Here is a 17222-nt window from a genome sequence, read left to right on the forward strand (position 1 = left end):
AAGCTTTGTGATCGACGCCGGGGGCCGGGCCGATCCGCAACGCCCAAGCGCCCGCTCGCCCCAGCGACGGTATGTCCGTCGTCGAGTCGCTGCCGCCCCGCCCGCTCGATCCCGAGGAACTGCTCCGGCTCAATTCGGCCGACGCGCTGGACCTGGCCGTCCCGACCGAGGACGAGGGCCGCGTCACGGGCGTCCTCGTCGCCACCGAGTCGTGGGTGAAGGGGCTCGCGCTCGACGACGAGGCGGACGGCTGGACGGTCGTCGAGACCGTCGGCCTCGACGCCGACGCCGAGCGCGTCGACGGGCTCCAGGCCTGCGAGGCGGCGATCCTGCGGTTCCGCGGCGACGACCCCGAAGCGGTGACGCCCGCGGACGCACCCGGCGCCTACGAGCCCGCGGTGCCGGAGTCCGACGACGAGTGAGTCCTCGGGCGACGACGAATGAGTCCCCCAGCGAGTGACGGCCGAGCGGCCGACCGCCGGGGTAGCTTCTAAACCCCGGGTGCCGTACGTTCACGTAGAACGATGTACGACCGAATCCTCGTGCCGACCGACGGGAGCGTCGCCACCGCGGGCGCCGTCGACCACGCCATCGAACTCGCGACGCAGTACGACGCGACCCTGTACGCCCTGTACGTCGTCGATACGGGCGCGTACGCCTCGCTCGAGATGGGATCGGAGATCGTCGCGGAGGCGCTCGGCGAGGAGGGTCAGGAGGCGGTCGACGCCGTCGCCGAAAGGGCCGCCGAGGCCGGCGTGGACGCCGAGACCGCGGTCGCGAACGGGATCGCCCACCGCGAGATCATCGACCACGCGTCGGACCACGAGGTCGACCTGATCGTGATGGGGACCCACGGCCGGACCGGCGTCGGGCGGTTCCTCCTCGGCAGCGTCGCCGAGAAGGTCGTCCGCTCGTCGGACGTGCCGGTGATGACCGTGCGGGCTCCGGAGGACGCCGAAACCGAAGCCGAAGCCGAACCGGACGCGGAGACCGACGGCGGGACGACCGCGACCAATCGCACCACCCGCTGAAATCCGACTCCCGCTCCGCCCGCTGAAATCCGACTCCCGCTCCGGTCACGACTCCGCCGTCGGCACGTCGAACCGCCCGTGGAACTGCCGGATCGACTCGTCCGAGCCGACGATGACGAGCCGCTCTTCGCCCGAGAAGGTCCGGTTCGGATCGACCGTGCTCGAAAGGCCCGACTCGTCTTCGACGGCGACGACCCGACAGCCCGTCCGCTCGTAGATCCCGGACCCGGCGAGCGTCTGCCCGGCGAACGGCGCCGCGGACACGCGGACGAGCCGGATCTGGCTGGCGGGCGCGAGCACGTCCTCGCCGCCCAGCTCCCGGGCGACCATCCGGGCGCTCACCCGCGGGACCGAGAGCACGTAGTCGGCGCCGCCGTTCAGCGCCTTCCGGATCGCGTCGGTGTCCGTCATCCGCACGAGGATCTCGACGTCGGGGTTGAGCGACCGCGCGACCACCGTCGTCAGCAGCGCCGCGGCGTCGTCCGGGAGGCCGACGATGATCGCGTCGGCCGACTCGATGCCCGCCTCGCGGAGCGTCGCCTTCGCGGTGGCGTCGCCGACGACGTCGACGCCCGCGCCCGTCTCGCGGTCGATCGTCACGGTCTCGATGCCCGCCTCACGGACGCGCGACCGCGCCGCCTGGCCGACCTCGCCGAAGCCGGCGACGAGGATCCGCTCGTGGCGGCCGAACGACCGCACCCGCCGGGTGAACTCGCTCAACGCGGTCAGCTCCTCGTGCCCGCCCGAGACGAGCAGGACCGTGTTCGGGCGGATGACCGCGTCGGGGTCCGGCGGCAGTTGGAGCTCGCCGTCGATCCAGGCGGCGAGGACGGTCGCGCCCGTCTCCTCTCTGATCCCGGAGTTCCGCAGTCGCGTGCCGATCAGCCGGCTCCCGTGGCCCACCGGCACCTCGGAGATCTCGAGGTCGCCGCCGAGATCGACCGTGTCCGAGAGGTCCGTCCCGAGCGATGAGACCGCCTTCTCCGCGAGCCGGTGCCCGAGGACGCCGTGCGGCGAGAGCACGGTGTCGGCCCCCGCGTCGACGAGGACGTCCCGCATATCGCTGTCGTCGGTGAGCGCGATGATGTCGACGTCCGAGCGGAGCGACGTCACTGTCAGGATCGTGCCGACGTTCGCCTCGCCGGCGTCCGTGATGACCGCGCTCGCGGCGCCGATGCTGGCCCGCTTGAAGGCCGCGTTGTCCTGCGGCGAGCCGTGGATGACGGAGTAGCCCGCATCAGAGAGGTCCCGCGCGCGCTCCTCGTCGGAGGAGATCAGGACGTAGTCGACGCCGAGCTCGGACAGTTCGTCGAGCAGCACCGCCGAGTCGCGCCGGTACTCGCAGATGATCACGTGGTCCCGCTTCCGCGTGAGGCGGTCGTCGAGGTCGACCTCGGCGTCGTTGAACAGCGGGATGATCACGAGCCGGAGCGTGAAAAAGCCGATACCGATCCCCGACAGCTGCATCCCGGCGACGAGCAGGAACATCAACGGGTGGCTCCACAGCCCCGAGTCCTGGCCGTAGCCCGTCGTCGTCATCGTCTGGACGACGAACTCGAACGAGGCGAAGACCGACTGCTCGACGCCTTCGAGCCGCAGCAGCGCGAGGTTGTACACGCCGGTGAACACGACCACGAGCGCGACGAGACCGAGGAGGTAGTACGCGATGAGTCGGTTGCGGCGGGAGAGTTCGACTCCGGGGAGGCTGGGTAGCGACGCCATCGTGACCTGCGTGGGTCTCTCGGGCGGGCCCTAAAACGTCTACCGCCGGACGGGCCGGAGTGCCCCCACGGTCGCTTCGCAAAGAGTTTTGGAGCGGTCCGTCGAACGGCGAGGTATGACCGAGTACACCGTCGAGTTCGTCGGCACCGGCGAGACGCTGGAGATCTCCGACAAGCAGACGATCCTGAAGGCCTGCATCGAGGCGGGCATCGCCCAGGAGTACTCCTGCCGCGTCGGGATGTGTCTCGCCTGTTCGGCGGAGATCATCGAGGGCGAGGTCGCCCAGCCTGCGGCGCGCGGACTCACAGACGAGGAGCGCGAGGGCTACGCGCTGACGTGTATGGCCCGCCCCCAGAGCGACCTGAAGCTCGAACGCGGCGTCTACCCGCCGAGCATCGAAGCGGACGCCGCCGACGTGGGCGGCGAGTCCGGGGCGGCCGCCGGCGACGACTGATAGCGATTACTCCCGCCGATCGGTCCCGCCGTCGGTCCCGACAGCGAGGTCGTCGGCGCCGCCGACGCCCCCGCCTCGGGGGCCGGCCGGGGCCGAGCCCGCCGGTCCGTCCTCGTCCACGACGAGGCGGTTCGCCGCCGACTGGATCTCCTCCATTCGCTCCGTCTGCTCTCGGCTCGCATCGGCGACCTCGTCGACGCGCCCGGCGACGTCCTCGGCCCGCTCGCGGGCGCCCTCGACGAGCGCGGTCACCTGCTCTGCGCTGACCGCCTGTTCGTCGGTCGCGACCGCGACCTCCGCGATCCCCTCGGAGGTCCGCTCGACGGCCTCGACGATCCCGCCGAGGCTGTCCATCGCGTCCTCGCCGCGGTCGATCCCCTCGTGGAGCTTCTCTGTCGTCTCCGCGAGGCTCTCGATCGTCTCGTCGGCGTCGGCCTGGACCTTGCCGACGGTCTCTTCGACCTCGCTGGCGCGCTGTCGCGACTCCTCGGCGAGCTGTTTCACCTCGTTGGCGACGACGGCGAAGCCCTCGCCCGCCTCGCCCGCGCGGGCGGCCTCGATCGAGGCGTTCAGCGCCAGCAGATTCGTCTGCTCGGCGATGTCGTCGATCGCGTCGAGCACCTCGTCCACCTCGTCGATCTGCGACTGGAGCCGTTCGAGGTCCTCGGAGGCCGCCGCGGCCGCGTCCGCGACCTCCTCCATCACCTCGATGGCCTCGTCGGCGGCCTCCTCGCCGGTCCGCGCGCGGGAGGCCGCCTCGGTGCTCGTCTCCTCGACGTCCTCGGCGGTGGCCGCTATCTCCTCGACGGTCGCGCTCATCTGTGAGACCTCGGCGCTCACCTCCTCCATATCTTCGGCCTGCTCGTCGGCGATCTCGCGGATCGCGGCGGATTCTTCGGCGACGACAGAGGAGGCCTCCGAGACGTCCTCAATCGGCTCTCTGAGGTCCTCTTCGACCTCGCGGGCCAGCTGCTCGCGGTCTTCGGCCTGCTTGCGCGCCTCCTCGCTGTACGCGTGGATGTAGGTGTCCATCGCGACCTGCTGGTCCAGCGCGAGCACTTTCAGCAGCGACGAGGCCCGCTCGACGACGGCGTCGACGGCGGCGGCCACGGGATCGTCCGCCCGCCCCCGCGTGGGCGAGGTGTCGCCCTCTTCGAGCCGGGACGGCGACTCGCCACCGACGACGCGCGAGAGGAAGCCGCCGCCCGATCGGCCGTCGGTGTCTCCCCCGGACCCGCGCCCGTCGGCGTCGCGCGCCGCGCCGGCGAACTCGGATTTCACCTCCTCGCCGATCGCATCGAGCAGTCCGTCGTAGTAGATGCTGTACGCGCCAAGGTAGAACTTCGGCCCGAGATCGAGCATCTCGTGGAGCTTTCCGACCCGCGCGCGGCGGGCGAAGTAGTCCTCGCCGTACTCGCCGTCGGCGAGCGATCGCAGGTAGGCCGCCTGGTCCGCCTTCAGCCGCTGCATCCCCTTGGAGGAGCGACCGAAGATCTCGTTCGAGGCGGGATCGCCCGTCAGGTGGTCGTAGAAGTCCTCGACGATGTCGTCGGCGACGGCGTCGAACGTCGGCTCCAATTCCCGCATCCGCTCTCTGTCCGCCTCGTCCAGGCGGACGAACGACTTCCGCCACTCCATCTCCTCGCGGTCGATGTCCAGATCCTCGAGTAGCCTGCGACCGTCGACGAGAGATCTGTTCTCGTCGGTCACAGCGACGCTGTCTCCGCTCATTACCAGAACGGGGGCGTGTCGGCCATAAGACTGTTATCTCCCCGCTATCAGCGCTGATACCGGACGGCCCGCGAACCGCGGACGGCAACGGTTACGTAAATTCGGCTGGAAACTCGGGTATGGACGGCGAGACGCTCCGCACCCGGCTCGAAGCCGACGAGTCGGCGTCGCTGTCGCTCCTCGGATCGCCGCGGTTTCTCCGTGCCGCGGCCGGCGGCGACCCCGCGCCGGAACCGCTCTTGGACGCCGCCGCCGAGAGCGAACACGCCGCCCGCGAGACCTTTCGGGCGTGGGTCGCCGACGAGTCGGACGCCGCGGCGCGCGCCGCCTTCGAGTCCGTGGTCGACCAGGAGCACGACCACCGCGAGCGGGTCGCCGCCGAACTCGACGGCTGGACGCCCGACGACGGCGGAGCCGGACCGATGCACGCGTACTTCCGCGGCCGCGACGCCACGGTCCAGCGGATCGCGGGCGGGATGGTCGGCCGCCCGCTCGTCACGCTCCGGACGCACGGGCGGCTGATCGCGTTCTTCGAAAACCGCGACTGCGACGTCGCGGCCCGCCGTGCGGACCTCTTCCGGGACCTCCGCGCGGAGACGGCCGCGGTGCTGGACGAGGGGCTGGCGCTCTTGGACGAGCGGTGCGCGGGCGACGAGGACTGGGAGGCCGCGCGGATGGTCGCGGGGTACACGATCCGGGTCGCCGGCGACGACACCGCCGACGCGCTGCGGTCGCTGGGGATCGATCCCGACGTCGAGGAGTGACTGGCTTTAGGCTTCGTCGGACGCCGCCGGACTCCGTCCGACGAGCACGACGAAGCTACGCTTCGTCGAACAGCTCCTCACCGTCGACCATATGCGCCCCGACGGCGTCCATATCGAGCGTCACGCCGAGGCCGGGCTCTTCGGGGACGGCGATCGAGCCGTCCTCGATGACGTCCTCCTCGACGAGGTCCTCCCACCACCCCAGTTCGTAGGAGTGGTACTCGACCGCCAGCGCGTTCGGGATCGCGGCGCCGACGTGGACGGCGGCCATCGTCGCGACGGGCGAGGCGACGTTGTGCATCGCGACGGGGACGTAGTACTGATTGGCGACGTCGGCGATCTTCCGCGTCTCGCGCATCCCGCCGACCTTCGGGAGGTCCGGCGCGACGATGTCGACCGCCTGATTCTCGACGAGGCGGCGCTCCTCTGTGACTCGGTACCGGTTCTCGCCGACGGCGATCGGCGTCGTCGTCGACTTCGTGACCTCCTCCTGGACGTCGAGGTTCTCCGGCGGCACGGGGTCTTCGAGCCACCAGACGTCGTACTCCTCGATCTCGGCGGCGAGGCGCTTGGCCGACCCGCCCGAGAAGGTCCAGTGGCAGTCGAAGGCGACGTCCGCGCGGTCCTTCACGCGCTCTGTGACCCGCTCTACGATCTCGGCCTTGTGGCGGATCTCGCCGGGGCGGAGGTGGCGGTTTGCCCGGTCCTTCTCCAGGCCGGAGGGCACGTCGAGGTCGAACTTCAGGGCGTCGTAGCCCAGTTCCTCGACGACGCGCTCGGCCTCGTCGGCGCAGGCCTCGGGGTCGGCCTCCTCTTCGGTGTGGCAGTCGCAGTAGACCCGCACCTCGTCGCGGTACTTCCCGCCCAGCAGCTGGTAGGCCGGGAGGTCGAGGATCTTCCCCGCGAGGTCGTGGAGCGCGACCTCGATGCCCGAGATCGCCGTCACGGTGACGCCCTCGACGCTTCCCTCGCCGGACATCTTCTGGATCAGGTGCTCGTACAGCCGGTCGACGTCGAGGGGGTTCTCCCCGACGATCATCGGCTTCATCCGCTCGACGAGCTCGGGGACGCCTGCGCCCCAGTAGGCCTCGCCGGTGCCGACGACGCCCGCGTCGGTGTAGACGCGCACCAGGGTCCACGGGAAGTTGCCGTCGATCATCGTGGTCTGGACGTCCGTGATCTCGACGTCCCGACCGCCGCCCCGCTCGGCCGTCGCGCCCATCGTCTCCGCGGAGAGCTCTCGCATCGTGTACTCCGCGTTCGGATCGTGTAAGTCGGCGTAGTCGATTCCCATACCGGGTGATTTACTCGATAGGAGGTAAATCTTTGGAGAACCGCGGTCGACCCCCGATTCCGTCGGCGCTTACCACTCGGCCAGGCGGTTCAGCACGGAGACGATGCGGAGCACAGAGCCCGCGTCGCCGGGGCCGTACACCAGGTCGTCGGTGGCGCGGACGTGGTTGAGCACCGACGCCGAGGCGTGTTCGGGCGCGGCGGCGATGCCGGCGTCGGCCTCGTCGGCCCACTCCATCACGCGCAGGTCGGACTTGCTGTCGCCCATGACCAGCACGAACGGGTCGTCGATGCTCAGGACGTCGAGCGCCTCCCGGACGCCGGTGGGCTTGTCGAGGTCGAGCGAGCCGATCTCGGCGGCGTCGGCGTGGTAGTACGCCACGTCGATCCGATCGAAGCGCTCGCGCACGGCCTCGGGGATCGCCTCGACCCCACAGGTCGGCGCGGCGTCTTCGCGTGCGAGCACCGCGTCGATCTCCGGGTCGGCGTCGGCGTAGTACGCCCGGGCCCAGTCGGCGGAGTCGGCCGGACCCTCGCGGTCGCCGTCGCGCGTCTCGATCCCGACGTCGCCGACGCCCTCGACGCTCTCGACGACGGCGCCCCCGAGGAGGTCGACGAGGTGGACGAGCCCCGCGTCGATGACCTCGGCGGCGGCGTCGCTGCCGACATCGAAGTTCGGCTTGAGCGTCACGTTGAACTCGTTGCCCTGGAGGTGAGCCGAGCGGCGGAGTTCGGCGTCCGCCCCCGTGAGGACGCGCGAGCGGACGCGGGCGAAGACGTCCCGGATCTCGTCGTCGAGCGACTCGTAGAGGAGCCGCTTCGTGTCGGAGCCGTGGCCGGGCGTGAACACCCCGGTCCCGGCCTCGTAGACGATGCTGAACGACCCCGAGTGGACGAGTTCGGTGCCGAGCCCCTGGATCATAAACCCCTTCACGTTCTCGAGGGTCTGGCCGGTGCAGATCACGATCGGGACGCCGGACTCGTGGAGTTCGGTGAGGAGGTGCAGCGTCTCGCGCGGGATCTCGTTGTCCGTCCGGCCGGCGGAGCGGAGCGTCTCGTCGACGTCGAGCACGAGCGCGTTCACCGCGCGGCCGTACTCCGCGTGGAGGTCGAGCGCGGTGAAGGTCTGCTCGCGGGTCGCGTGCGCGGCGATCTCGGCCATCGTCTCGCCGGCGGCGAAGGCCTCCGAGACGTCGGCTTTCCGCTCTGTGAGGTCGTCGCTGGCGTCCTGCCAGTACCCGAGCGCGACGCGGGAGTCGACGGGCGGAAAGAGGTCGACGAAGTTCTGGAGATCGTAGAGCGTGTCGGTCTCGTAGTCCTCGTAGAGGCGATACAGGAGGTCGTACCGGTCCATACCACAACGCCGTCGGCCGTCGGTAAAAACGCACCTCCCTTGAGTCCGGGTCGGGTCGGCCGCGCGGCCAGGGAAACGCTCAAACCCGGGTGTGTCCTACAGCGGGGTATGGCAGACTGGACCGACAGCATCGTCGGAGACCGGATGACTGTCGACCGGGAGTTCAACGACCGCGTGGAGAACTCGCGGTTCACGAGTCAGGAGTGGGGACTCATCATGACGGCGACGGAACTGGAGATCGAACACGCCGGCGACCCCGAGCGCGCGCGGATCGTCGCCGACACGGAGAAGCTCCCGCAGATCATGCCCGAGCTCGACAACGTCCGCTCCCAGATGGCGCAGATGGGCGGCGCGCCCGGCGAGGACTCGGACTCCGGCGGCGGCATCGTCGACTCGCTGAAGGGCGCGCTCGGCCTCGGGAACGGGACGGGCGGCAACGACCAGGAGCGGCTGGACGCCGCCGAGCGGCTCACCCAGGCCTACGCGGACGCGCTCCAGGACCACCTCGAATCGAAGAACAAGTGGGAGCAGGTCCGGATCGCCTACCAGGAGTAATCCCGTAGCGCTGTCGGCGCCAGACGGGGCGATCGTCGAGGAGAACGCTTTCCTCCCGGGCTGTCTTTCTCACGCGTATGACTCACGACGGCGACGACGTTCGTACCCTCGGCGACGTCCGGCTCGAACGCGTCCGCGAGAACGTCTGGGAGATCCCACGCGAGGGGGGAATGAACGCCCCCGCGCGGGTGTTCGCGAGCGAGCAACTGCTCGAACAGATCGCCGACGACAAGACCCTCCAGCAGCTCCGGAACGCGACGCACCTCCCGGGAGTCGTCGGCCGGGCGATCTGTATGCCGGACGGCCACCAGGGGTACGGCTTCCCCGTCGGCGGCGTCGCCGCGACCGACGCCGAGACCGGCTGCATCTCGCCAGGCGGGATCGGCTACGACATCAACTGCGGCGTCCGGATGATGCGGACGAACCTCACCTACGACGACGTCGAGGGCCGGGAGGAAGAGCTCGTCGAGTCGCTGTTCGCGAACGTGCCCTCGGGGCTCGGCGGCGGCGGGATCGTCGAGGGCGACCGCGAGACGATCGAGGCCATCCTCGCCCGCGGCGTCGACTGGGCGCTCGAACACGGCTACGCCGTCCCGGACGATCTCGCACACTGCGAGGACGAGGGGATGCGCCACGACGCCGACCCCGAGGCCGTCTCCCAGAAGGCCAAAGACCGGGGCAAAAATCAGATCGGGAGCCTCGGCTCCGGGAACCACTTCCTCGAAGTGCAGCGCGTTACCGACGTCTACCGGCCGGACGTCGCCGAGGCGTTCGGACTCGAACCGGACCAGATCGTCGTCCTCATCCACTGCGGGTCCCGCGGGCTGGGCCACCAGATCTGCTCGGACTACCTCCGGCGGATCGAAGAGACCCACGGCGACCTCCTGGAGTCGCTGCCGGACAGGGAACTGGCGGCCGCCCCGGCCGGCTCCGCGCTGGCCGAGGAGTACTACGGCGCGATGTGCGCGGCGATCAACTTCGCGTGGGTGAACCGCCAGCTGATCATGCACCGGACGCGCCGGGTGTTCGAGCGCGTCTTCGACCGCGACTGGGAGGCGATGGAGATGGAACTCCTCTACGACGTCGCCCACAACATCGGCAAGCGGGAGGTCCACGAGGTCCCCGTCGACGAACGCGGCCAGCCGACGGCCGTCGGCGACGCCGTCGATACGGCAGAGCGGGAGCTCTACGTCCACCGCAAGGGCGCGACGCGCGCGTTCCCGGCCGGGCGGCCGGAGGTCCCGAAGGCGTACCGGGACGTCGGCCAGCCGATCATCATCCCGGGCAGTATGGGCGCGGGCTCGTACGTCCTGCGCGGCGGCGAGCGCTCGCTCGAACTGTCCTTCGGCTCGACGGCCCACGGCGCCGGGCGGACGATGAGCCGCACGCAGGCGAAAAACGAGTTCTGGGGCGAGACCGTCCAGGACGAGCTCCGCGACCAGGAGAAGATCTACGTGAAGGCCCAGTCGGGCGCGACCGTCGCCGAGGAGGCCCCCGGCGTCTACAAGGACGTCGACGAGGTGGTCCGCGTCTCGGACGAACTCGGCATCGGCGACAAGGTGGCGCGCACGTACCCCGTCTGCAACATCAAGGGATAGCGTTCGCTCCCGGCTCGATCCACCGCGTGGGGCGAACAGGCGGCGCGTGCTCGGTTGCCACAGGAGCGGCCGCAATCTATCGCTCGTCCGCCCGCACGCCCTCGTGCGATCGGGTGAGCGAACGCTTGCAACCGCTCCGATACCCGCGAGGGCGCGCCGCGCACCCGCCCTGACCCCCGCGGACCGTACTCACCGCACGGCGGGCGTGGCCTCGCCTTCGTATATAAACCTCCCCGGTCGCCAGGCGGCGAGAGCGGGCGGACGCGCGGACTACGGGCGATGGAGACAGACGACCAACCGCTCGTCCTCGTGGACGACACAGAGCCGCCCGGCGCCGTCGACGTCGAAGGAGTGCGCCCGGCGCTCGGTGAGGAGCAGCCGGGAGAACGGCTCGCCGCAGGCCGGGCAGTCGACTTTCTCGCGGTTCTCGTAGAGCGTGGTGTCGCCGTCGTCGCTGAGGAGCTTCATCCGGTGCCGGACGGCGTGTTGGTCGAAGCGGTCGGCCATCACGGGGCGGTCGGCCCGCCGGCGACAAAGCCGTTCCGTCGGCGGGCCGAGCGCGGTCACTCCAGCCGCGAGAGGCGGTCGCGCGCGGTCGCCAGCGCCACCTCGTCGTCGTCTCTGAGGTACGTCGCGAGCTCGCGCGCGGCGCGGACGAGCGACTCCGACTCCGCGGCCGGAACGTCGCCGTAGAGGGCGTCCACTCGCGCGATGTGAGTTTCGAGCGTCTCGCGAACCGTCCGAGCGCTCGGATCGGGGTGGTCCTCCAGCCACACGCCGAGGTCCGAGCAGAAGCCGTCGAGCACCTCGGCGTACGCCAGCCCGCGAGCGTCGGTCATCTCCGAGGGGACCTCCTCCGGCGCCGGGCGGTCGCCGCCGTCGGCCCCGCGCAGGAGCGAGAGGACGTAGAGCCGCATCTCGTCGGTCGGGTCCCGCGTCCGCTCGTACACGTCGACCGCGTGCAGTAGTTCCGCGGCCGCGAGCACCGTGTCGTCGACCGTCCGGAGGTCGACGCCGCGCACGAAGCCCCGCTTGCGGACGTAGTCCCGGAGGGTCGACTTCAGCCCGTCGGCGACGTCGCCGATCCCGGTGGCCGAATCGAGCGCGTTCCGGTGTTCGGAGAGGTCCAGTTCCGCCGGGCTGTCGGTGTGGCGCTCGCGGTCGCCGGTCCCGACGCTCCGGAGGCTCCCGCAGTCCGGGCACGCCACTCGGCCCGTCTCGAAGTACGACCACTCCCGGCCACAGTCCGTACAGCGGCGCCGGCCACGGATGCGCATACCCGAAACGTCGCGGCCGACGCCCAAAAGCGCGTCGCGACGCCGTTGACGGGCGAACGTCCCGTTTCGACCGCCGGCGAATGGGCGGACGGCTCACGCTTCGCCGTAGTCGACATATTTATGTGGAGCAATCGGCAACCATCGGGTGACGCTTCGCTTTGGAGGGCCGAAGCGTCAGCGGGGACCAATTCAGGGCGGCAAGCTTCCGCGTGTTTTTCACGCGGCTTGCTTCCTTTTCGCGAAGTAATCGACGAGCGGGAGCCGTCTCCGTCGTTGCGAATCTCAATCGTCGACTACTGGCTCGATCACGGAGTGGCAACAGAAGCGACCACAGTCCGGAATACAAATTACGTTGACATATTCGTCTTTTGACTCGGAAATAGTAAACTGAAATATATGTTCGCGGTCACTCATCTGCCAGATCGGCGGCTACCATCCATTTCGGGTATCGTCGGGGTCGATTCAGGCCGATATGTTTATTTTGGAGAACACTAACATCCGAATAGATTCCACGGATGTATGACCTGACAGGATTCCAGCGTGACCTGCTGTACGTCATCGCGGGGCTCGACGAACCGCACGGACTCGCGATCAAGGAAGAACTCGAAGAGTACTACGAAAAGGAGATCCACCACGGCCGGCTGTATCCCAACCTCGATACGCTCGTCGAGAAGGGCCTCGTCGACAAGGGACAGCGCGACCGCCGGACGAACTACTACACGCTCACCCGTCGCGGCCGCCGCGAGATCGCGGCGCGGAAGGACTGGGAGAGCACCTACATCAACGTCTCTTTCGAAGGCATCGACGACGACTGATAGCGATCACTCTCGTCTCTTAGCACCGAACGCCGTCAGTGGGTGACGTTCGGCGGTAAACAGTGAGAGTAATCACTACGAGACCGATCGGTCCATCGCCATCAGTTCCTGCGTTCGTTCCCGCGATCAGCGACGGCACTGGACGTCACTCCGTGGACGCGTCGTCGTCGCCGACGATCCGAGCGCCGAAGGTGAATCCGCTCTCGCCGTCCGAACCGTCCCGGTCGGACTCGCCACCGACGTCGTCGGCGGAAGCGGCGGGCGCCCCGTCGGCGGCGACGGCTCGGTCGTGGATCGCTCCGGTCGTCGGCTCGTCCGGTTGCATCACGGCCGGATCGACGGCGTAGGGCGCGAGCGGTTGCCTCTTGATGAGCACGGGAAGGACGTGCCGCGCGAAGTTCACGACGAGGACGAGCAGGATCGGCCCGAGGAAGATCCCGTACCAGCCGAAGAGCAGCGGGCCCAGCGTGTAGGCGATCATCACCGCGCCGACGTGGAGGTTCCGCCCCGACACGTACGGCCTGAGCACGAGGTCCGGAATCGTGTCCACCACGACGAACGAGACGGCGACGAAGACGGCTGTGAACCACAGCGTCGCCGGATCGAACAGGTACGACGTGACGCCGAGATACGCCGCGACGGGGACGTAGACGAGCTTCATCCCGACGACGGGGACCAGGCTCGCGACGCCGGTCAGGAGTCCGACGAGCTCCGGCGCCGGGATGGAGACGCCGGGCGGCGAGATCACGTTCAACAGCGCGTACGCGACGACGCCGATCGTCCCCGTGAGGACCGCGTTCAGGATGTTGCCGAAGAAGATGTGGGTGAAGTCGCGGTCGACGCCGGCCAGGAACGCCTCCATCACGCCCCGGTCATCGCCGACCTGTCTCCTGATCCAGGCGGTGAGCTTCCGGTCGTCCCGGAGCAGGTAGAACGCCAGCGCGATCATCGCAAAGAGGTGAACGAGGCCGAAGCCGACGAACGCCAGGACGTTGCCGGCCGAGCCGATCGAAGCGAAGAGCCGCCGGATCTGGTCGGTGGTGATCGTCTCGGGGTCGAACGCCAGCAGCCGCTCCACGTCGGTCAGCCGGGCCAACTGCGCCTCGGTGATCGGGTACTGCGAGAGGTCGAAGACGCCCTGGTTCGTGAGCCGAGTCAGCTCGCTGACGGCGATCGCGCCCGTGTACGCGATGAGGACGAGCGCCGGCAGCGCCAGGACGAACAGGGCGACGGCGGCCGCGAGGCTCGGCGGTCGGACGCGCTTTTTGATCCGCCGGTAGATCGGCCGGGTCGAGTAGTAGAGGAAGATGCCGAAGACGAACGTGCCGATAAACGAGTAGATCACGTACGCGAGCCCCACCCCGAGCGCGGCCCCGCCCAGCCACCAGGAGAGCCGCGAGCGGTCCAACTCGGGAACGGACATACCGAATCAGGGACCGCGACGGACCAAAAGTCTACCGCGGGGTCGGGGTCGGCGTCCCCGACGGCTCCGCCGGCGCCGACGTCGATCCGGTCCGGGACCCCGAATCGCTCCCCTCGACGGTCGCGGTGCCGACGTCGCAGGCGACGGCGGTGGAGACGACCCGCGCCCGGACGCTGCTGTCGGGGCGGACCGCGACGTGGGTCGCCGAGTCGTTGCAGTCGACGAAGTCCCGGCGGATGCCCAGGAGGCGGCCGTCGGCGGCGGGGGGGTCGACCGCCAGCACGTAGTCGGCCCGGCGGAACACCTCGACGAGGAGCGTCCCGTACGCCGGGAACGTCGGTTCGAACGCGAACACGACGTCGTCGGTCGAGACGTCGCGGAGGCGGAGCGAGACCGGCCGCCGCTCGGAGTCGTCGTTCCAGACCACGATCCGGTGGTGGTGTGCCGGCGAGGGCTCGCCGATCTGCCGGGTCTCGAAGGGGTCACCCGCGTCGAACTCGGAGAGGCTGCCGTAGCCGCTGGGCGGGAGGGGCTCGGGGGTCGTTCCGGTCGACGGCGTCCCGGCGCCCACGCCGTCGAGACAGCCGGAGAGGGAGCCAGCGAGGAGGGCGGGGACGAACGAGAGCAGCTCGCGGCGACGCATTACCTCGGCGTACGGCGGACCGTACCATACCCGTTGGGATAGGTGGAACGCGCGTTTGAGTTACCGCGGGCGTCCGGGGCCGGCGCCGATCCGCGACTCAGGTCCAGTCGTCGAGGCCGGTCTGGACCAGCGAGGACTCGATCCGCTCTAAGCCGCGGGCGACCTCGTCGGCGTCGACCTCCCACTCGTCTGTGACGTACGCCCGCGCGGCCTCGACGTCCGGCGAGAGGTCCGTCCCGAAGTCGAAGTCGTCCGTCACCGGCGGGTCCAAGAACAGCTCCCTGACCCGATCGGCGTTCTCGATGTAGGCCTCGCGGTCGTCGAGCACCGCCCAGAGGTCGCCGTGCTCGCGGACGGCCGACAGCGCCGTCTTCGGGCCGACCCCCGAGAGCCCGTCGTTGAAGTCGGTCCCGCAGAGGATCGCGACGTCGACGAGCTGCTCGCGGGTGAGATCGTGCGCGGCGAGGGTGGCGTCGAGGTCCATCAGCTCGGGATCGCCCTTCGAGGTGAGCTGCCGGAGCGTGTAGGGCGCGCCGAACAGCAGCGTGTCGTAGTCCTCGCTGCCGACGTAGTCGACGGCGCCGCGCCTGGCCATGTACGACGCCTGCGCCTCGCCCTCGGCGGGGGCCTCGACGATCGGCACGTCGAGTAAGGCGAGGAGCTCCCGCGTCGTCTCGTGGATCACGTCCGTCAGGCGCTGCGTGCGGGCTTCCAGCCGGGCGGCGGCCACGTCGTCGCCGCGTTCCTCGGCCGCCTTCCGCTGTTCTTCGGCGCGCTCGCGGGCCTCGCGCCGCTCGGCGACCTCCTCGTCCTTCAGGTCGGTCACGCCGCCGTCGAAGACGAACACGGGCGTGAGGTCGTGCTCGAAGAACTTCGGGAGCCCCTGGACGAGGCCGATGAGGTTCGCGACCTCCTCGCCCGCGTCGGTCGTGTAGGCGCCCTCGCGCGTGAACTTGACCGTCGTCGTGAGGTAGCGATACAGCCAGTTGTGCGCGTCGACGGCGACGACGCTGCCCGCGACCTCGTCGAACCCGATCTTCGAGAGGACCGCGAGACTGCGTAGATCTGCGTTGCCCATTATCCCGGTGTCGGTGCCGCGGAGAGTTAACCGTCCGGATCGACGTCGGCCGGCGGGTCGCTGGGGTCGGCCTCCGTCGACGGCCGCTCGACGGCGTCCACCGTCGGATCGGCGAGATCGGCGAGGACCGCGGGAGGATCCGCACCCTCTCGCGCGGCCAGGAACGACGCTTCCGGATCCGCGGGGTCGCGGGCGCGGAAGCGGTCCAAGCCGGCGCGGTATCGGTCCCCGGGGCGATCGCGCCCGGCCGCCGCGGCGGGGTCGGCGGGCCGTTCGAGGACGAGTTCGGCGACGCCGGTCTCGCGGCCGGTCCAGGCGAAGCCCGCCTTGTACATCGCCTCGTACGCGAAGGGGTTGTTGACGGCGATCCGGAGCCGATCGTACCCGCGGTCGGCCGCCCGCGGCGCGACGAACGCCGCGAGGCGCGGGCCCAGGCCGTTCCCCTTCGCGTCGTCGCGGACGGTGACGTACCGGTACCAGAGCGTCGCGTCCTCGGTCCGGTCCGCGTTGAACGCCAGCGCGGCCGCGACTCCCGCCTCGAAGTCAGCGTCGGCGCCAGCGGCCGCGTCGTCGGTGGCCGTGTCGCCGGCAGTCGAGTCTTCGGCGGTCGATCCGTCAGCCGCCGGCTCCTCGGCCTCCCGGACGACCGCCTTCCCGGTGTTCGACATCACGAACTTCCCGGCGTAGGCGAAGCGCCGGTAGTCGAGTCTGAGCTGTGGCCCCTCCGGCGGCCAGCCCAGGACGGCGAATTCCATCGATCGGAGTGGGACGCCGACCGGCAAGAGTCCGGCGGTGTGCGAGCGGATCGGTGCCGACGCCGACAGGCCCTTTTCGGCCCCGAACGTACTCGGAGTATGCCCCGATTCGGCCCCGGCGACGTCCGCTTTTTCGACCGCGTGGCGCGCCTCTACGACGCCGCGATGCCCCGGGCGCGCGTCGGTCCGTTCGCGGACGCGTTCGCCTTCGCGGACCGGCCGATCGAGCGCGTCCTCGACCTGGCCGGCGGCACCGGACGGGCCTCGCGGGGGCTGGCCGCGCTCGGGATCGACGCCGTCGTCGTCGACGCCTCGGCGGGGATGCTCGCCCGCGCCCGCGACGCCGGGCACCCGACCGTCCGCGCCGACGTGACGCGCCTGCCGGTCCGGACCGACGCGGTCGATGCGGCCGTCGTCGTCGACGCACTCCACCACGTCCCCGACCCGGACGCGGCGCTGGAAGCGGCCGCTCGCGTCGTCCGACCCGGCGGCGTGCTCGTGGTGCAGGAGTTCCACCCGCGCGGCCTCCGCGGGCGCGCGCTCGTCGCGGCCGAGCGCGCCGTCGGCTTCGACTCGACGTTCTGGACGCCCTCGGAGCTCTGCGAGCGCCTCGCGGCGGCCGGCTTCGAGCCCCGGATCGCCCGCGGGGGGTTCGACTACGTGGTTGTCGGCCGGGTCCCGGAGCATTCGAGCGGATTCCGAGAGAGCCATTAGGGAGCGTTCGAATCC

18 protein-coding genes are annotated in these 17222 nt (G+C 70.0%); 8 read left to right on the plus strand and 10 right to left on the minus strand.

The features are described from left to right. Positions 1 to 71: 71 nt before the first annotated feature. Positions 72 to 422, plus strand: a complete 351-nt coding sequence (locus tag ACQUQ0_RS00725; RefSeq protein ID WP_435182566.1) for a hypothetical protein — start codon at positions 72 to 74, stop codon at positions 420 to 422. Positions 423 to 524: 102 nt separating this feature from the next. Further along, complete coding sequence (locus ACQUQ0_RS00730; RefSeq protein ID WP_435182567.1) at positions 525 to 1031, plus strand: universal stress protein; 507 nt, start codon at positions 525 to 527, stop codon at positions 1029 to 1031. 45 nt (positions 1032 to 1076) lie between these two features. On the opposite strand, the gene ACQUQ0_RS00735 is transcribed toward ACQUQ0_RS00730, so the two are convergent. Next, a complete protein-coding gene (locus ACQUQ0_RS00735; protein ID WP_435182568.1) occupies positions 1077 to 2753 on the minus strand; it encodes an NAD-binding protein in 1677 nt (558 codons plus the stop codon). Between the two features lie 115 nt (positions 2754 to 2868). On the opposite strand from ACQUQ0_RS00735, the gene ACQUQ0_RS00740 reads away from it, so the two are divergent. Beyond that, positions 2869 to 3207, plus strand: a complete 339-nt coding sequence (locus ACQUQ0_RS00740) for a 2Fe-2S iron-sulfur cluster-binding protein (RefSeq protein ID WP_435182569.1) — start codon at positions 2869 to 2871, stop codon at positions 3205 to 3207. Between the two features lie 6 nt (positions 3208 to 3213). Here the strand turns inward: ACQUQ0_RS00740 and ACQUQ0_RS00745 are convergent, their stop codons facing one another. After that, entirely contained in the window at positions 3214 to 4938 is a 1725-nt protein-coding gene (locus ACQUQ0_RS00745; RefSeq protein WP_435182570.1) for a globin-coupled sensor protein, read from the minus strand. 119 nt (positions 4939 to 5057) lie between these two features. Here ACQUQ0_RS00745 and ACQUQ0_RS00750 point away from each other — a divergent pair, with 119 nt between their 5' ends. Beyond that, the gene (locus tag ACQUQ0_RS00750) at positions 5058 to 5702 is read left to right on the plus strand and encodes a rubrerythrin family protein (RefSeq protein WP_435182571.1); all 645 of its coding nucleotides are present in this window, start codon (positions 5058 to 5060) and stop codon (positions 5700 to 5702) included. Between the two features lie 55 nt (positions 5703 to 5757). Here ACQUQ0_RS00750 and ACQUQ0_RS00755 read toward each other — a convergent pair whose 3' ends face one another. Continuing rightward, positions 5758 to 6996 (minus strand): mandelate racemase/muconate lactonizing enzyme family protein, encoded by a 1239-nt coding sequence (locus ACQUQ0_RS00755; RefSeq protein ID WP_435182572.1) that lies wholly within the window; start codon positions 6994 to 6996, stop codon positions 5758 to 5760. A 69-nt stretch (positions 6997 to 7065) separates the two neighbouring features. Next, positions 7066 to 8349: an HAD hydrolase family protein gene (locus tag ACQUQ0_RS00760; protein WP_435182573.1), complete on the minus strand. Its 1284-nt coding sequence runs from the start codon at positions 8347 to 8349 to the stop codon at positions 7066 to 7068. Positions 8350 to 8457: 108 nt separating this feature from the next. Between ACQUQ0_RS00760 and ACQUQ0_RS00765 the strand changes: the two genes are divergently transcribed. Together ACQUQ0_RS00765 and ACQUQ0_RS00770 are read left to right on the plus strand one after the other, a co-directional pair. Further along, on the plus strand, positions 8458 to 8904 hold the full coding sequence (locus ACQUQ0_RS00765) for a DUF5799 family protein (protein ID WP_435182574.1): 447 nt from the start codon (positions 8458 to 8460) through the stop codon (positions 8902 to 8904). Positions 8905 to 8981: 77 nt separating this feature from the next. Beyond that, positions 8982 to 10502 carry an RtcB family protein gene (locus ACQUQ0_RS00770; RefSeq protein WP_435182575.1) on the plus strand — a complete coding sequence of 507 codons (1521 nt, stop codon included), beginning with the start codon at positions 8982 to 8984 and terminating at the stop codon, positions 10500 to 10502. 270 nt (positions 10503 to 10772) lie between these two features. On the opposite strand, the gene ACQUQ0_RS00775 is transcribed toward ACQUQ0_RS00770, so the two are convergent. Continuing rightward, positions 10773 to 11009, minus strand: coding sequence for a DUF7385 family protein (locus ACQUQ0_RS00775; RefSeq protein WP_435182576.1), 237 nt, complete (start codon positions 11007 to 11009; stop codon positions 10773 to 10775). 56 nt (positions 11010 to 11065) lie between these two features. Beyond that, on the minus strand, positions 11066 to 11779 hold the full coding sequence (locus tag ACQUQ0_RS00780; protein ID WP_435182577.1) for a DUF7117 family protein: 714 nt from the start codon (positions 11777 to 11779) through the stop codon (positions 11066 to 11068). Positions 11780 to 12294: 515 nt separating this feature from the next. On the opposite strand from ACQUQ0_RS00780, the gene ACQUQ0_RS00785 reads away from it, so the two are divergent. Continuing rightward, complete coding sequence (locus ACQUQ0_RS00785) at positions 12295 to 12594, plus strand: helix-turn-helix transcriptional regulator (protein ID WP_372388722.1); 300 nt, start codon at positions 12295 to 12297, stop codon at positions 12592 to 12594. A 145-nt stretch (positions 12595 to 12739) separates the two neighbouring features. Here ACQUQ0_RS00785 and ACQUQ0_RS00790 read toward each other — a convergent pair whose 3' ends face one another. The 4 genes from ACQUQ0_RS00790 to ACQUQ0_RS00805 all read right to left on the minus strand — a co-directional run bounded on the left by ACQUQ0_RS00790 (position 12740) and on the right by ACQUQ0_RS00805 (position 16493). After that, entirely contained in the window at positions 12740 to 14017 is a 1278-nt protein-coding gene (locus ACQUQ0_RS00790; RefSeq protein WP_435182578.1) for an AI-2E family transporter, read from the minus strand. Between the two features lie 31 nt (positions 14018 to 14048). Then, positions 14049 to 14660: a hypothetical protein gene (locus ACQUQ0_RS00795; protein WP_435182579.1), complete on the minus strand. Its 612-nt coding sequence runs from the start codon at positions 14658 to 14660 to the stop codon at positions 14049 to 14051. Positions 14661 to 14757: 97 nt separating this feature from the next. Continuing rightward, positions 14758 to 15738 carry a flap endonuclease-1 gene (gene fen, locus ACQUQ0_RS00800; RefSeq protein WP_435182580.1) on the minus strand — a complete coding sequence of 327 codons (981 nt, stop codon included), beginning with the start codon at positions 15736 to 15738 and terminating at the stop codon, positions 14758 to 14760. A 26-nt stretch (positions 15739 to 15764) separates the two neighbouring features. Next, positions 15765 to 16493: a GNAT family N-acetyltransferase gene (locus tag ACQUQ0_RS00805; RefSeq protein ID WP_435182581.1), complete on the minus strand. Its 729-nt coding sequence runs from the start codon at positions 16491 to 16493 to the stop codon at positions 15765 to 15767. 99 nt (positions 16494 to 16592) lie between these two features. Here ACQUQ0_RS00805 and ACQUQ0_RS00810 point away from each other — a divergent pair, with 99 nt between their 5' ends. After that, positions 16593 to 17207: a class I SAM-dependent methyltransferase gene (locus ACQUQ0_RS00810; RefSeq protein WP_435182582.1), complete on the plus strand. Its 615-nt coding sequence runs from the start codon at positions 16593 to 16595 to the stop codon at positions 17205 to 17207. The last annotated feature ends 15 nt before the right edge of the window (positions 17208 to 17222 follow it).

Origin of the sequence: Halobellus sp. EA9 (genome assembly GCF_051195055.1) — an archaeon.
In the GTDB taxonomy this organism is placed as follows: Archaea; Halobacteriota; Halobacteria; order Halobacteriales; family Haloferacaceae; genus Haloquadratum; species Haloquadratum rubicundus.

What these genes read in the sequence shown, in the direction of transcription:
- ACQUQ0_RS00725 (WP_435182566.1), top strand. Translation starts at nt 72, where the DNA reads ATGTCCGTCGTCGAGTCGCTGCCGCCCCGCCCGCTCGATCCCGAGGAA.
- ACQUQ0_RS00730 (WP_435182567.1), top strand. Translation starts at nt 525, where the DNA reads ATGTACGACCGAATCCTCGTGCCGACCGACGGGAGCGTCGCCACCGCG.
- ACQUQ0_RS00735 (WP_435182568.1), bottom strand. Translation starts at nt 2,753, where the DNA reads ATGGCGTCGCTACCCAGCCTCCCCGGAGTCGAACTCTCCCGCCGCAAC.
- ACQUQ0_RS00740 (WP_435182569.1), top strand. Translation starts at nt 2,869, where the DNA reads ATGACCGAGTACACCGTCGAGTTCGTCGGCACCGGCGAGACGCTGGAG.
- ACQUQ0_RS00745 (WP_435182570.1), bottom strand. Translation starts at nt 4,938, where the DNA reads ATGAGCGGAGACAGCGTCGCTGTGACCGACGAGAACAGATCTCTCGTC.
- ACQUQ0_RS00750 (WP_435182571.1), top strand. Translation starts at nt 5,058, where the DNA reads ATGGACGGCGAGACGCTCCGCACCCGGCTCGAAGCCGACGAGTCGGCG.
- ACQUQ0_RS00755 (WP_435182572.1), bottom strand. Translation starts at nt 6,996, where the DNA reads ATGGGAATCGACTACGCCGACTTACACGATCCGAACGCGGAGTACACG.
- ACQUQ0_RS00760 (WP_435182573.1), bottom strand. Translation starts at nt 8,349, where the DNA reads ATGGACCGGTACGACCTCCTGTATCGCCTCTACGAGGACTACGAGACC.
- ACQUQ0_RS00765 (WP_435182574.1), top strand. Translation starts at nt 8,458, where the DNA reads ATGGCAGACTGGACCGACAGCATCGTCGGAGACCGGATGACTGTCGAC.
- ACQUQ0_RS00770 (WP_435182575.1), top strand. Translation starts at nt 8,982, where the DNA reads ATGACTCACGACGGCGACGACGTTCGTACCCTCGGCGACGTCCGGCTC.
- ACQUQ0_RS00775 (WP_435182576.1), bottom strand. Translation starts at nt 11,009, where the DNA reads ATGGCCGACCGCTTCGACCAACACGCCGTCCGGCACCGGATGAAGCTC.
- ACQUQ0_RS00780 (WP_435182577.1), bottom strand. Translation starts at nt 11,779, where the DNA reads ATGCGCATCCGTGGCCGGCGCCGCTGTACGGACTGTGGCCGGGAGTGG.
- ACQUQ0_RS00785 (WP_372388722.1), top strand. Translation starts at nt 12,295, where the DNA reads ATGTATGACCTGACAGGATTCCAGCGTGACCTGCTGTACGTCATCGCG.
- ACQUQ0_RS00790 (WP_435182578.1), bottom strand. Translation starts at nt 14,017, where the DNA reads ATGTCCGTTCCCGAGTTGGACCGCTCGCGGCTCTCCTGGTGGCTGGGC.
- ACQUQ0_RS00795 (WP_435182579.1), bottom strand. Translation starts at nt 14,660, where the DNA reads ATGCGTCGCCGCGAGCTGCTCTCGTTCGTCCCCGCCCTCCTCGCTGGC.
- fen (WP_435182580.1), bottom strand. Translation starts at nt 15,738, where the DNA reads ATGGGCAACGCAGATCTACGCAGTCTCGCGGTCCTCTCGAAGATCGGG.
- ACQUQ0_RS00805 (WP_435182581.1), bottom strand. Translation starts at nt 16,493, where the DNA reads ATGGAATTCGCCGTCCTGGGCTGGCCGCCGGAGGGGCCACAGCTCAGA.
- ACQUQ0_RS00810 (WP_435182582.1), top strand. Translation starts at nt 16,593, where the DNA reads ATGCCCCGATTCGGCCCCGGCGACGTCCGCTTTTTCGACCGCGTGGCG.